The sequence below is a fragment of the Candidatus Binataceae bacterium genome, from assembly GCA_035650475.1.
GTDB lineage: Bacteria > Desulfobacterota > Binatia > Binatales > Binataceae > JAKAVN01.
This window is the reverse complement of the sequence record DASRHP010000012.1, coordinates 455,505-469,809: the sequence shown is the minus strand read 5'-3', so window position 1 is coordinate 469,809 and position 14,305 is coordinate 455,505. Positions and strand designations below refer to the sequence as shown.

12 protein-coding genes are annotated in these 14,305 nt (G+C 68.4%); 11 read left to right on the top strand and 1 reads right to left on the bottom strand.

The window, feature by feature from the left end:
* Nucleotides 1–7: 7 nt before the first annotated feature.
* The 4 genes from cofE (at nucleotide 8) to VFB33_13695 (ending at nucleotide 3,861) form a co-directional block, all read left to right on the top strand.
* Entirely contained in the window at nucleotides 8–760 is a 753-nt protein-coding gene (gene cofE / locus VFB33_13710; GenBank protein HZO82746.1) for a coenzyme F420-0:L-glutamate ligase, read from the top strand.
* A 36-nt stretch (nucleotides 761–796) separates the two neighbouring features.
* Complete coding sequence (locus VFB33_13705) at nucleotides 797–1,810, top strand: polyprenyl synthetase family protein (protein HZO82745.1); 1,014 nt, start codon at nucleotides 797–799, stop codon at nucleotides 1,808–1,810.
* Between the two features lie 307 nt (nucleotides 1,811–2,117).
* Nucleotides 2,118–3,290: an amine dehydrogenase large subunit gene (locus tag VFB33_13700; protein HZO82744.1), complete on the top strand. Its 1,173-nt coding sequence runs from the start codon at nucleotides 2,118–2,120 to the stop codon at nucleotides 3,288–3,290.
* Nucleotides 3,291–3,303: 13 nt separating this feature from the next.
* The gene (locus VFB33_13695) at nucleotides 3,304–3,861 is read left to right on the top strand and encodes a methylamine dehydrogenase light chain (protein ID HZO82743.1); all 558 of its coding nucleotides are present in this window, start codon (nucleotides 3,304–3,306) and stop codon (nucleotides 3,859–3,861) included.
* A 76-nt stretch (nucleotides 3,862–3,937) separates the two neighbouring features.
* Here VFB33_13695 and VFB33_13690 read toward each other — a convergent pair whose 3' ends face one another.
* Nucleotides 3,938–4,339 (bottom strand): hypothetical protein, encoded by a 402-nt coding sequence (locus VFB33_13690; protein ID HZO82742.1) that lies wholly within the window; start codon nucleotides 4,337–4,339, stop codon nucleotides 3,938–3,940.
* 259 nt (nucleotides 4,340–4,598) lie between these two features.
* On the opposite strand from VFB33_13690, the gene VFB33_13685 reads away from it, so the two are divergent.
* The 7 genes from VFB33_13685 (at nucleotide 4,599) to VFB33_13655 (ending at nucleotide 14,302) form a co-directional block, all read left to right on the top strand.
* Nucleotides 4,599–5,417 (top strand): ATPase domain-containing protein, encoded by an 819-nt coding sequence (locus VFB33_13685; protein ID HZO82741.1) that lies wholly within the window; start codon nucleotides 4,599–4,601, stop codon nucleotides 5,415–5,417.
* A 213-nt stretch (nucleotides 5,418–5,630) separates the two neighbouring features.
* A complete protein-coding gene (locus VFB33_13680; GenBank protein HZO82740.1) occupies nucleotides 5,631–7,175 on the top strand; it encodes a DNA polymerase Y family protein in 1,545 nt (514 codons plus the stop codon).
* A gap of 37 nt (nucleotides 7,176–7,212) precedes the next feature.
* Nucleotides 7,213–10,602, top strand: coding sequence for an error-prone DNA polymerase (locus tag VFB33_13675; protein HZO82739.1), 3,390 nt, complete (start codon nucleotides 7,213–7,215; stop codon nucleotides 10,600–10,602).
* A 123-nt stretch (nucleotides 10,603–10,725) separates the two neighbouring features.
* Nucleotides 10,726–11,196, top strand: coding sequence for a GFA family protein (locus tag VFB33_13670; protein ID HZO82738.1), 471 nt, complete (start codon nucleotides 10,726–10,728; stop codon nucleotides 11,194–11,196).
* 12 nt (nucleotides 11,197–11,208) lie between these two features.
* Nucleotides 11,209–12,069 carry an isocitrate lyase/phosphoenolpyruvate mutase family protein gene (locus tag VFB33_13665; protein ID HZO82737.1) on the top strand — a complete coding sequence of 287 codons (861 nt, stop codon included), beginning with the start codon at nucleotides 11,209–11,211 and terminating at the stop codon, nucleotides 12,067–12,069.
* Nucleotides 12,070–12,080: 11 nt separating this feature from the next.
* Nucleotides 12,081–13,097 carry a hypothetical protein gene (locus VFB33_13660; GenBank protein ID HZO82736.1) on the top strand — a complete coding sequence of 339 codons (1,017 nt, stop codon included), beginning with the start codon at nucleotides 12,081–12,083 and terminating at the stop codon, nucleotides 13,095–13,097.
* 140 nt (nucleotides 13,098–13,237) lie between these two features.
* Nucleotides 13,238–14,302, top strand: coding sequence for a methyltransferase domain-containing protein (locus VFB33_13655; protein ID HZO82735.1), 1,065 nt, complete (start codon nucleotides 13,238–13,240; stop codon nucleotides 14,300–14,302).
* Nucleotides 14,303–14,305: the final 3 nt, after the last annotated feature.

Here is a 14,305-nt window from a genome sequence, read left to right as displayed (position 1 = left end):
ATGCCCGATGCGCTCGGTCACCTTCACCGCGATCGAAGGGATTCCGCTGGTCGCCAGGGGCGACAGGCTGGGCGAGCTGATCTGCGCCGCCGCGATGAGCGGCGGGCTCCGATTCGAGTCCGGCGATATCCTCGTGGTGTGCCAGAAGGTAGTCTCGAAGTCCGAGGGCCGCACCGTCGATCTCAGGGAGATCGAGCCGTCGACGCTGGCGCTGGCTTTCGCCGCGCGCTGGGAGAAGGACCCGCGCGCGGTCGAGCTGGTGCTGCGCCAGACCAGCCGGATCGTGCGGATGGACCGCGGCGTGCTGATCGTGGAAACCGGCCCCGGATGGGTGTGCGCAAATGCCGGCATCGACGAGTCCAACAGCCTCGGCGACAACCGCGCGATTCTGCTCCCGGAGGACCCTGACCGCTCCGCCGCGCGCATCCGCCAGGAGGTCCGCGCGATCACCGGAGTCGAACTGGCGGTGCTGGTGACCGATACCTTCGGCCGCCCATGGCGCGACGGCCTGACCGAGGTATGCCTGGGAATCGCGGGGATGAACCCGATGCTCGACCTGCGCGGCACTGCCGACCTCGGCGGCCGCGAGCTCCATCACACGGTCGTCGCGATCGCCGACGAAATCGCGGCGGGCGCGGGGCTGCTGATGCCCAAGGCGGGCGCTATCCCGGCCGTGCTCGTGCGCGGCTATCCGTACGAGCCGTGCGAGGCGAGCGCGCGCGTCCTGATCCGTCCGGCCGAGGCTGACCTCTTCCGCTGATCCGATTGCGATGACCCGAAAGGCGTAAACCCTATCGTGAATCGTTCCAAAACCGCCGCCGCGCTGGAGGCGACCGCGCCGCACGGCGCGCCCTACCCCGCGCGCGCCGTCGAGGCCGACCTCTGCGCCGCCGAGGAGAAGCTCGGCCGTCTGCTCGACTCCAATGAGGCGCTGATCGCGGAGATCTGCCATTACCTGGTCGACGGCGCCGGCAAGCGGCTGCGCCCGGCCTTTGTCCTGCTCGTCCATCGCGCCTGCGGCGGCACCGACCGCACCGCGCCCGACGCGATCGACGCCGCAATCGCGATCGAGCTCATTCACTCGGCGACGCTCCTGCATGACGACATCATCGACGGCGGGATGCTACGGCGGGGCAAGCCGTCGGCGCTCGCGCGCTACGGCCCGGCGGCGACCCTGGTCGCCGGCGACTACCTCTTCTGCCGCGCCTTCGAGCTCTGCGGTCGCTTCGAGGAGCATCTCGTGCGCACGGCGGCGCAGGCCTGTATCCAGCTCACCGAGGGCGAGGTGATGGAGGGGCGGCTGCGCCATAACGCCGCCGCCAGCCTCGAGGAGTATCGCGCCGTGATCACGCGCAAGACCGCCTCGCTGTTCGCCGCCGGCGGCAAGGTCGCATCGGATTTGGCGGGCGCCGACGCGCGCGCGATCGACGCGATGGAACGGCTGGGCAAAGCGGTCGGACTCGCCTTCCAGATGATCGACGACCTGCTCGACATCCTCGGACCCGAGGAAAAGATCGGCAAGCCGGTGGGCTCGGATTTGCGCGCCGGGATTCCGTCGTTGCCGGTGGTGCTGGGCGCCGCCGCCAATCCACAAATCGCCGCGCTGTTTGCCAACGGCGCGATGCTCGACCGGGCAACGCTCGAGCGCGCGCTCAAGCTGCTTCGCGATCCGACGCTGGTCGCGCGGGCGCGCGCGATGGCGGCGGCGGAGGCGGAAGCGGCGATGGCCGCGCTCGGTGTGCTTGCGCCGTCGATCTATCGCGACAGCCTGGCCCGGCTAATCGACGAACAACTGCGCCGCGAAGTCTGAGACTCCGGCAGCTCGCGCCGCTGTCGCCGGCCGGCTCGCAGCCGGCGATTCATCGGTCGCCAACGATCTCGGCCGAGGCCGGCCGATCCCGCGAGGCCGCGGCTGCCGCTTGTGGATTCGCATCACGGCTGCGCAGCGGGCCTCGTTGACCCTGCGGTGTCCGCAATGCTACGCACACGAGTCTGCTCTGGCATTTCGGGGGAGGACCGGTTCGATGTCAGGGTGTGTTCCACAAACCGCCGTGGCCACGCGCGCCCGTGGCGTCCATCCGAGCCGCGTCCGGCAATGCGGCTTTTCGAGGAAATCGATGACTCGCAGGCTGCTCGAGATGCTCGCGGTGGTAATGGGCGGGCTCGCTCTTGGCAGCGGCGCGTTCGCCCAGGTCAGCGGCAAGGAGGCGGCCTCGCAGCTCAATCTGCCGCCGCCCACCGGGGTCAAGGTCGCCACGCTGCCCGCGATGAGCCCGCATTGGGTGTTCGTCGAAGACCCGATCAGCAACGTCACGATCAACAGCGTAAGCCTCATCGACGGCGACTCGCTGCGGACGCTGGGGATGATCTCGGGCGGGCTGGAGAGCGACTTCGCGCTGGCGCCCGACCGCAAGCGCGTTTTCATGGCCGACACCTACTGGTCGCGCGGCACCCGCGGCACGCGCACCGATGTCGTCACCATCTATGACGCGCGCACGCTCAATGTCACCGGCGAGATCGCGATCCCGCCGCGCCAGCTCTCTATCCCCGACCATACCCAGGCCGACGTCACGCCTGACGGCCGCTTTCTGCTGGTCACCAACATGACGCCGGCGACCTCGGTCACCGTGGTTGACCTCAGGAGCAACAAGTTCCTCGGCACCATCGCGACCCCCTCCTGCACCGAGATATTCGTCACCGCGCCGCGTCAGTTCTCGTCGATCTGCGGCGACGGCTCGATGCTGACCGTGACGATGGACGAGGCCGGCAAGGCCGCCAGCACCAAGCGCGCGGGGCCCTTCTTCGATCCGGAAAAGGACCCGGTGTTCGGCTACCCGGCGATGGTCGGCAAGGTCGGCTACTTCGTCAGCTACCACGGCGTGGTGCATCCGGTGGATCTCTCCGGGCCGCAGGCGCAGTTTCAGCCGACCTGGTCGTTGCTCGACGCCGCTGACAAGGCGCAGCACTGGCTGCCGGGCGGATGGCAGGTGTACTGGGCTTATCAGAAGCGCGGACTGCTCTATGTCCTGATGCATCAGGGCGGCGAGTGGTCGCATCGCCAGGTCGGAACCGAGGCCTGGGTCTTCGACGTCCACCAGAAGCGACGCGTCGATCGGATCGCCCTGGCCGAGCCCGCCGATTCAATGATAACCACCCAGGATGGCAACCCGCTGCTGTTCACGGTCACCACCCATACCGGCAGGCTCCAGGTCTATTCGGCGCTCAGCGGCCGCTATCGCGGCACTACCGATTTGCCCGCGCCGCTGCCCTGGACGATGTGGGTGCCGTAGCGGCGTGACTGCAATGAAACTCGCCGACACAATCGGCGTGAGAGGAAGAATCGAGATGGACGCGCTGGTTGAACGCTGGTCACGCAGGGTGGCGCAACGCACCTCGCGCCGCGGCTTCCTCGCCAGCCTCGGCCGGGTCTTGGTGGGCGGGATGGTGATTCCGTTGCTGCCGGTCGAACGCGTGATTCGCAGCGCGCAAGCGTTCAGCTTCGGCGACAATCTGCCGGCCAGCGACCCCGACAGCTGCAACTACTGGCGCCACTGCGCGCTGGACGGGATCCCGTGCGGGCAATGCGGCGGCAGCAACAGCGAATGCCCGCCGGGTACGATCATGTCGCCTACCTCGTGGGTCGGGACCTGCATGGATCCCGCCGACCACAAGGAATACATCATCGGCTACCGCGACTGCTGCGGCAAAGAAGGCTGCTACCGCACGCTCTGCTACAACAATAAGGAATCGCTCCCGACCTACCGCATCACCGCCGACAACGCCGTCTTCTGGTGCTTCGGCACGAACAGCGGATGGCAGGTCAACTGTACGACCTCGGTAAAGCTCGGGCTCAAGACCTGAAGCCGCGCTTGCCCTCGGCGGACGTCAGCGTGCACGGCGCGGCCGCTCGGCTGCAAAGCCACCGTCGCGGGCTGCGCTAGCCTGCCCAGCGCTCGACGTCGAAGCCTTCGGGCAACTGAATGAACGCGACCAGCGCGGGGCCTTCGAGCACGCGCGTCGTATGGCCCTTGCCACTCACGTCGTAGGGCATGAAGGCGGCGCCGGGACCCCATCGGCGGGCCTCGCCGTCGGTGGTACCAACCTCCAGCACTCCGGAAAGCACGAACACGATCTGGCGCGCCGGCGCGTTGTGCCAGCTCTGATCGAGACCGCGAGGGAGTTCGACGAAGCGCACGCCCGGCGAGGCGAAGGCGGCTGACTGGCGCAGCGTATTGCCGAAGCTGTCAACGCGCGGCTGGTCGATCGGAATCTCGATTTCCTGGAAGCGCGAACCGCCGTCGGCGGTGGCATGGAAGCGGATGATCTTCATGGACGCCATCAATACCACGGACGGGCGGCGAGCGGTTACGGCGACGACGCGTCGGATCGGGCCCGAAAAATATGGCCCGGCTGCGCGACGACATTGTGCCGACGTGCAGCCGGGCGCTTTAACGCACGCTCTCAGCGCGCGGAACCGATGTTGATAAGAAGCTAAAATAAACGAAATAGAAATGCAATAAAAATTTAATAACTTGTCTTAAACAAATTATGCCTCCATTCCGAGTTGACATATACGAAAAAAAAGCGAAAATCCGATCGTGGCCGTCGCACTTGCACCCTTCCTTGCCAACATCGCACGTCACTCCCAACCGGAGCGGCTCGCCCAACTTCCGCGGCATTCCCTCACCGCCAGCATGGAATGCCGCCGGCGCCTGAGCTCTGGTATTACCGCGCTCGACGCGATCATTGGCGGCGGAATCGCCCGCGGGCGCGTGAGCGAAATCGTCGGACGCTACGGCACCGGCCGGACCTCGCTCGCTGCGGCCTTTGTCGCGGCCGCCACGTGCGGCGGCGAAGCCACAGCCTGGATCGATTCGGCCAACGCCTTCGCTCCGCACAACCTTACCGCCGCTGGCGCCGATCTCTCGCGGATCCTGTGGGTCGGCGCCGAAGGCGTATCCAGTTCGCGCGATCACCGGAGCGCCGTCAACGCGTTCAAGGCCGCGGAGATGGTCTTGAGCGCTGGCGGTTTCGGCCTTGTCGTACTCGACCTTCCGCCGGAGACAGTCGGGCTGGAATGCCGGGTGCTGCGGTTGGCGCGCGCGGCCGAGCGCAGCGGCGCAGCGGTGCTCGTGACAGCGACGCGTCGGACGTGCGGAACGTTCGCCGCGCTTAGCCTTGTGCTTGGCCATGCGCAGCCCACGTTCAGCCGTACGGCGCCGGGGGCACCAATGCTGTTCGACGGAATCCGGGTCGAGGCGTATGTCGCGCGCAACAAGCTCGGCGGCTCGGGCCATCGGGCAGCGTGGCTGATACCGGTGGATCCGATGTGCGCTGCGGCACCCGTTCCTGCCGCGCAAAAGACTCGACGCGCGCGCAGCACCGGGCGCAAAGGCTTGGCGGTGAATGCCGCATGATTGAATGCCGTGATCGAGCATCGCATATCGCCGAAGCCGCTCGTCGGCTGGGCAACGCCTCCACGACCGATAGAAGGTCCTGCGGTGAAGCCGCGTGACCTAACCCCCGACCCCTTCCCTGAAGGGACGGGGGGAAAAGATTCTTCGGACGCCGGTTGGCAAAAACAGACTTCATCTGAGCGCGGCGCGGCGGCGCGTATCGCCTGTATCCTGGTGCCCGACTTTCCACTGGCCGCAGCCGTGCGGCAGAACCCCGAGCTGCGCGATCGGGCGCTGGTGCTGGTCGAATCCGCGGGACGGCGCGACCCGACGGGCGTCGCCAACCTGGAGTGCCGCTATGTATCGGCGCGCGCATACGCGATGGGTGTGAGAGCCGGGATGACGGTGGCCAAGGCGCGCGCGGCCGCTCCCGGACTGGCCGTGGTAAATCGCGCGCCGGCCGCCGAGGCGTCCGCCGCCGAGGCGCTTGCCGATCTCGCCTGCTCGCTCTCGCCGCTAGTCGAGGCGGGCGCCGGCGGCGAGGTCTATCTCGACCTCGGCGGGCTTAGATGGCTGTACAAGGAGCCTGACGCCGAAACGGCGCTTGCGCAGGAGGCGCTCGGGCGCGCGGCGCGGCTCGGGATGGACGCGGCGGTGGGAATCGCTTCGAGCAAGGAGGTCGCACGGCTGGCGGCGCGATGCGGCGGGGCACGGGTGATTGCAGTCGAGCACGAAGCGGAGTTCCTCAACTGGGTGCCGCTCGACCTGCTCGGGCTGGGCGCCTCCGACGCTACACGCGAGGAGGCCGAGCTGGCGCAGACGCTGGCGCGCCTGGGCATCCGGCGGCTTGGCGAGCTGGCGCGGCTCGACCTTCGCGCGGTCGGCAGCCGGCTCGGCCCGCGCGCAGTCGAGCTGGTCAGGATCGCGCGTGGCACCAGCCATGCGCCGCTCGTCGCGCGCCGGCCGGTCGAGAGCTTCACCGAGACGGTCGAGCTGGAATGGGGCGTGGACAATCTCGAAGCGCTGGGCTTCGCGATGCGCCCGATGTTCGAGCGGATGGCCGCGCGGCTCGGGATGCGCGGGATGGCAGCCGGCGAGCTTGCGCTTGTGCTCGAACTCGACGATCGCCGCCGCGACATCCGGCGTATCGTGCTGCCCGCGCCCACCGTCGAGGCGCGCACGCTGCTTGCGCTGGTGCTGCTCAACCTAGAGGCGTCGCCGCTGCCCGCCGCGATCGTCGCGCTCCATCTGAGCGTCACGCCGCGCCTGTCGCGCGCGATACAGGCCGACATGTTTGCTCCGCCCTGTCCTGCGCCCGAGCGATTGCACGTTGTGCTCGCGCGGCTGGCCGCGATGTGCGGTCCCGAGCGGGTCGGCACACTCGCACCGCGCAACTCGCATCTCCCGGACGCGATTCAGCTCGGGCCCTTCAATCCGGCGCCGGCCGCTGCGCGAAACGGCGGCGGCACGGCGCAATACGCGCAGCTTGCGATTCGGGCGATGCGGCCGCCCCGCGCGGCCGAGGTGCTGTGGGTGCGCGGCGCGCCGCAGTTCGTGCGCGGCGACGGCTTCGGCGGGCGCGTGGTGTCGTGCGCCGGGCCGTGGCGAATCATCGATGCGGCGGCATTCGACCGGACCGTCGGCATATCCGGCGGCGAGCGCAACGCGCCCGGCGGAGCGCGCGATTACTACGACGCCGCGCTCGAGGACGGCGGCGTGTACCGGCTGTTTTGCGACCTGAGCTCGGGCGAATGGTACGTCGATGGAATTTACGACTGATGTATTCAAGAGACGCCCGCCCCACTGAAGAAAACCGATGAGCTCCGACTACATCGAGTTGCGCGCGCGCAGCGCGTTCAGCTTCCTCGAAGGCTCGGCCTTGCCCGAAGACCTCGCCGAGCGCGCCGCTGAGCTCGGCTATCCGGCGCTCGCGATGGGCGATCGCGACGGGCTTTACGGCGCGCCGCGCTTCTACCATGGCGCCGCACGCGCCGGCATCCGCGCGATCGTCGGCGCCGAGCTGACGCTCGACCTCTCGGGCGCAACGGACGCCTCAGACGCCGCATCGCGCGACGAGCGACTCTATGTGCTGGCGCCGGATCGCGAGCGCTACCGCAATCTGTGCCGAATGATCACCGCATCCAAGCTGCGACCGCTTGCGGCTTCGCGTGATTCCACTTCTCCTTCGTCCACTCGCCATTCAGGCATAGCGCACGACCTAACCCCCGGCCCCTTTCCTGAAAGGACGGGGAGCAAGTCTGTTTTGAGAACGACCGAACTCGACGAAGGGCGTGCGCCGAAGTATCCGGCCAAGGGCCAGAGCCGGGTGACGCTGGAAGACCTCGAGCGCTATGGCGCGGGCCTGATCTGCCTTGCCGGCGGCGCGCGCAGCCCGCTTGCGCGCGCGCTGCTGGCGGGCGAGGACCCGCGCCCGCTGTGCGATCGGATGGGCGCGATCTTCGGCCGCGGCAATCTCTATCTCGACCTCGGACGCCATCTCGACCCCGCCGAGGAGCGGCTCAACCGCAGGCTCGTCGCGCTCGCCGAAGCGTGCCGGATCCCGCTGGTCGCGACCAACGACGTCTGCCATCTCGGCGAAGACCGCACGCTGCTCGACGTCCTCACCTGTATCCGGCTCGGGCTTACGCTGGAGGAGGCCGGACGCGCGCTATGGGCCAACGCCGAGCGCCGGCTCAAATCGCCGGCCGAGATGGCGGCGCTGTTCCGCGACCTCCCGCGCGCGCTCGGCGCGACGCGCGCGATCGCCGAGCGCTGCGTCTTCCAGTTGCGCGACCTCGGCTACCGCTTCCCGAGCTATCCGCTGCCGCCGGGCGAGACGCCCGACAGCTACCTGCGCCTGCTGGTCGAGGCCGGGGCGCGCGAGCGATGGGGCCCCACGCCGGAAGCCCGCGTGCGTCGCCAGCTCGAGCACGAGCTCGGCGTGATCGCACGGCTTAAGCTTGCCGGCTACTTTCTCATCGTATGGGACATCGTGCAGTTCTGCCGCGAGCGCCGGATCATGGTGCAGGGGCGCGGCTCGGCGGCCAACAGCGCGGTGTGCTACGCGCTCGGCATCACCGCAGTTGACGCGGTCCGGATGGAGCTTTTGTTCGAGCGCTTCCTCTCCGAGGAGCGCGGCGAGTGGCCGGATATCGATCTCGACCTGCCCAGCGGCGATCAGCGCGAGGAGGTTATCCAGTACGTCTATCGGCGCTACGGCGAGCGCGGCGCCGCGATGACCGCCAACGTGATTACCTACCGCACGCGCAGCGCCGTGCGCGAGGTCGGCAAAACGCTCGGCTTCACCCCGGACCAGATCGAGCGGCTGGCGCGGCTCAACTACGTCTATGAGTTCCGCGACAGCCACGACGACCTCGCCGTGCTGCTGCGCCGCGGCGGCGTGGACGTCGAGGCGCCGCGCCTTGCCCGGCTGGTCGCGTTGGTGCGGCGGATCCAGGACCTGCCGCGCCATCTCGGCCAGCATAGCGGCGGGATGGTGATCGGCGCGGGGCCGCTCGACGAGATCGTGCCGCTGGAGCCGGCGACGATGCCGGGCCGGGTCGTCATCCAGTGGGACAAGGAGGATTGCGCCGACCTCGGGATCATCAAAATCGACCTGCTCGGGCTGGGGATGCTGGCAGTGCTCGAACAGGCGATCCCGATGGTGCGCCGCAGCGAGGGCGTCGAGGTGGACCTGGCCCGTCTGCCGGCCGACGACCCCGCGGTTTACGCGATGCTCTCGCGGGCCGACACGATCGGCGTCTTCCAGGTCGAGAGCCGGGCGCAGATGGCGACGCTGCCGCGGATGAAGCCGCGCACGTTCTACGACCTGGTGGTCGAGGTCGCGATCATCCGGCCCGGACCGATCGTCGGCAAGATGGTCCATCCCTACCTCGACCGCCGCGCCGGCCGTGCCCCGGTGACGTACGACCATCCAGCGCTCGAGCCAATCCTGCGCCGCACGCTCGGCGTGCCGCTTTTCCAGGAGCAGCTGCTGCGGATGGCGATGGCGGTGGCGGGCTTCAGCGCCGGCGAGGCCGAGGAGCTGCGCCGCGCGATGGGGTTCAAGCGCTCGGCGGCGCGGATGGAAAAGATCGAGCGGCGGCTGCGCGAAGGGATGGCGCGCAACGGGATCGCCGGCGCGATCGCCGACCGCATCGTGCGCTCGATCACCTCGTTTGCGCTCTACGGCTTTCCCGAATCGCACGCCGCCAGCTTCGCGCTCATCGCCTACGCCTCGGCCTATCTGAAATGCCATCATCCGGCGGCGTTCTTCGCCGCGATGCTCAACTGCTATCCGTTGGGCTTCTACCATCCCTCGACCCTGGTCAAGGACGCGCAACGCCACGGCGTCGCGGTGCTGCCAATCGACGTCACCCGCGCGGATTGGCAATGCACGCTGGAAGTAATCGCGCCGCGCCGTCCTGCCGCGTCATCGCTCGTTGATGCAAAGCCTTCCTCGGAGGAGATGAGCGTCCCGCAATCACAGCAACCCTCCGGCGCACTCGCGCTGCGCCTCGGCCTTCGCTACGTCGCCGGGCTGCGCGCCGAGACCGGCGCGCGCGTCGAGCGCGCCCGCGCCGAGCGCCCGTTCGCCTCACTTGCCGACTTCACCGCGCGCGCCGCGCCCAATCGCCGCGAACTCGACGCGCTCGCCTACGCCGGCGCGTTCGCGGGCCTGGGAATGGGCCGGCGGGAGGCGCTATGGCAGGCGGCCGCGGTCGAGCGCGATCCGCAGGGGCTGTTCGCCGGCGTCGAGCCGGCGGCAAGCGCCACGGGGATCGAAGAGCTGGACGTGCTTGGCGAGACCCACGCCGATTACGCCGCAACCGGCCTCACCGCCGGACCGCATCTGATGGCACACATGCGCGAGCACCTGCGCGCGCGCGGCGTGCTCGCCGCCGCTGAGCTCGACGCCGCCGCCCACGGCGCGCTGGTTAAGACCGCGGGCGTCGTGATCGTGCGCCAGCGTCCGGGCACGGCCAAGGGCTTTTTCTTCCTCACGCTCGAGGACGAAACCGGAATTTCCAACGCGATCGTCGCACCCGACCTGTTCCAGGCCAATCGCGCGCTGCTGCACAACGCGGCACTGCTGATAGTCGAAGGCGCGCTCCAGAAGCAGGACGGGGTCGTCGCGATCCGCGCGCGGCGCTTCGTCAAACTGCATCCGCGCGCCGCCCTGCCCCCTTCCCACGACTTTCACTGAAGCGGGCCAATTTCTAACCGATATGCCGGTTGACTCGAGCCGCGACTTCACGCTATCTAACCGACATATCGGTTAGACAAACCCGCGGCGCCGCGCGCCGCCCCGCAAAGGAGAAATCAAACGATGGCTCGCACCGGTGGATGCGCGTGCGGAAGTATCCGCTATCAACTGACCGCCGATCCGCTTATCGTTCATGCCTGCCACTGCCGCGATTGCCAGCGCATCACGGGCAGCGCATTCGTGATTAACATCTGGATCGAGAAGAAATTCGTCGAGGCGAGCGGCGCCGCTCCGCGATCATTCATGCTCAAGGGCGGCAGCGGCAAAAATCACGAGGTTTTCTTCTGCGGCGGGTGCGGCACCTATCTCTGGAGCCATTACTACGGCGCGCCCGGCGAGGCCCTGTTCGTCCGCGCCGGCACCCTGGACGCGCCGGAGGCGGTGAAACCCGACGTGCACATTTTCACAAGGAGCAGGTTGCCGTGGTTAAAGCTTCCGGAGGATGCGCCCGCGTTCGAATCGTTCTATAAGATCGACGACGTCTGGTCTGTTCCGAGCAAGGAGCGCCTGCGCCTCCTGAAAGCCGGCCGGTAAAGAGGAGCGGCGATGGAACCGAACACTCAGCGGCAGAAAGCCGAAGCGCTGCGCGCGATGCACGACCGCTCGCGTATCCTGGTACTCGTCAACGTGTGGGACGCGATGAGCGCGCGCGCGACCGAAGAGGCCGGCGCGCGCGCAATCGCCACCAGCAGCGCCACGATGGCCAACGCGCTCGGCTATCCCGACGGCGAGGTCGCCCCGCGCGAGGAGATCGCCGCTGCGATCGCGCGGATCGCGCGCGTGGTCGAGGCGCCGGTCACGGCTGATATCGAGTCCGGCTTCGGACGCACGCCGGCCGACGTCGCGGACACGATCCGGATGGTAATCGAGGCGGGCGCCGTCGGAGTGAATCTCGAGGATTCGATCCAGGAACGCCGCGGCGAGTTGTACGAAGTGCCGCAGGCGCTCGAACGGCTGGCTGCCGCGCGCGAGGCCTCCACCAAAGCCGGCGTGCCGCTGGTGATCAACGCGCGCACCGACGTCTTCCTACTCGGCGTCGGCCCCAGAGAAAGCCGCCTCGACCATGCGGTAAGACGCGCCACCGCCTACCGCAAAGCGGGCGCCGATTGCCTGTTTGTGCCCGGCGTGCGTGACGCGCAGACGATCGCCGAGCTCGCCCGTCGTATCAACGGCCCGCTCAACGTCCTCGCCGGTCCGGGAACGCCGCCGGTCGCCGAACTGGAGCGGATGGGGGTGGCTCGCGTGAGCGTCGGCTCGTGGCCCGGACTTGCCGCGATGACAGTGGCGCGCAAGGCCGCGCAGGAGCTGCTCGGCGCTGGAACCTACGGGTTCATCGCGGCCGACACGATAACCTATCCGGAAGCCAACGCGATGATGAAGCGGCGCGGCGCCGCCGCGCGCGCTTAGAGGCATTGCAGTTGCGCACGACGCTCGACGCCGCTGCCGTCGCACAAGCCCCGGTTTCACGGCCGCGGCTGGCGCCAGCCGCCCTGCGGCGCGAGCTGACGCTCGACGTCGAACTGGCCGGCGTGCTCGACCCGGCGCCGTCGCTCGAGATGTTCCGCCGTTCCGGCGACGACCTGCTCGACCGCTGGGACGGCACGACGTTCCTGCGGACGGCCGCCGCGGGCGGCCGTCGCATCGCGTTCGCCACGACTTTCACTGGCACCCCGAATCGACCGATTCTGCGGATAACGGTCGAAGATGGCGAATATGCCGCGCCGGTTGCGGCGGCCGCGCGCGCGGCGTTCCTCGCACCACCGCGCGAGTTTGCAGCGCTGTGCCGCGCTGATCCCGTCGTCGCGCGTCTTGCCGCGCGTTACCCGGGACTTCGGCCCGTGCTGCAACTCGACCTGCTCGGCGCGCTCATCCGATGTATCAGCGCGCAGCAGGTTAACCTGCGATGGGCGGCCGAGACGCGCCGGCGCCTGGCCGAGCGCTTCGGCGACCGCCATACAGTAGCCGGCGTGGTAGTGTACAGTCTCAGCGCCGAGCGCCTCGCCGGCGCAAGCCTCGCCGAGATCCGCGCGCTCCAGTTCACCAACCGCAAGGCCGAATACATAATCGCGGCGGCGCAGGCGATCGCAACGGGGGCAATCGACCGCGAACGGCTCTCCGCGCTCGACGACGAGCGGGTGATCGCGGAGTTGGTTGCGCTGCGCGGAATCGGTGTCTGGACGGCCGAATGGATCCTGGCGCGCACGATGGGGCGGCCGCGCGTGGTGGCGGGCGATCTCGGCGTGCGCAAGGCGGTCGGAATCGCCTACCGGCGGCGCGCGATGCCTGCCGAGGACCAGGTTCGCCGCCTGACCGTGCACTGGGGACGCGCCGCCGCCCACGCCCAGGCGCTGCTGCTCCATGCGCTGGGCGAAAAACAGCTCGAAGCCGTCGTCGCGGGTATTCGCCGACGACCCGCCCCCCGGTCTCTTCGCTGAAGCGAGAGGTGTGCGGTTCTTTGCAGCAGGCGGCGCTCCTTGCAATGTTTCAACGCGCCCACACACACTAACCTCGCGCGCGCGGAATGCGCTACTGTGCGGAGCGGATTCGCGGACAACCGACGGGAGAAACAACCTCTATGGCGGCTGAGATCGACAGGGAAAAGGCCAAGCAGGTCGCGGTTCAGGTCGTGGCAGACGTGGCGACCGCGATGCACGGCGCGATGATTTTCATCGGCGACCGGCTCGGGCTGTTCAAGGCCATGAAGGACGCCGGTCCGCTGACCGTCGAACAGCTCGCGGCGCATACCGGACTCAGCCCACGCTACCTGCGCGAGTGGCTGAACTCGATGGCGGCCGCACGCTATCTCGAATACGACCCCGGCGCGCAGACCTACCTGCTCACGCCCGAGTACGCGGTCGCGCTGGCCGAGGAAGACTCGCCCTACTTCGTCGGCTCCTACTTCCAGATCGTGCAGGCCACGATGAGCGTGGCGCCCAAGGTCGCCGAAGCATTCCGTACCGGCAAGGGGCTGACCCAGGCCGAGTATCCGCCGTGGATGTTCGAGGCGACCGAGCGCAATTCGTTGCCGCGCTACAAGTTCAAGCTCGTGCGCAAGTGGATCCCGGCGATGCCGCAGGTGGTGGAGCGGCTCAACGCCGGCGGCGTCGCGGCGGACGTCGGATGTGGCGGCGGACGCGCGGCGATCCTGATGGCGAAGGCGTTTCCGCGCGCGCGAGTCTTCGGCTTTGACCTCCATGCGGATTCCATCGAGCGCGCACGGCGCAACGCGCAGGAGGCCGGAGTCGCCGAGCGGGTGACCTTCGAGGTCGCCAACGGCACCCAGCTGCCGCCCGGCAAATTCGACTTCGTCACCACCTTCGACGTCGTCCACGACTCGGTCGATCCGGTCGCCCTGATGAGCTCGATACGGCGCGCGCTCGCGCCCGGCGGCACCTACCTGGTGCAGGAGATCAACATCTCCGACAAGCCCGAGGACAACATCAAGCCGATGGGCAAGCTGGTGTACTCGGTCAGCACGCTGTATTGCATGACGACCTCGCTCGCGCACGGCGGCGCGGGAATCGGCGCGGCGATGGGCGAGCCCAAAGCGCGCGAGCTGGCAACAGCGGCCGGTTTCAGCCACTTCCGCCGACTGCCGATCGAAGACGACTTCGCGGTCCTGTACGAACTGATGGCGTAGCGA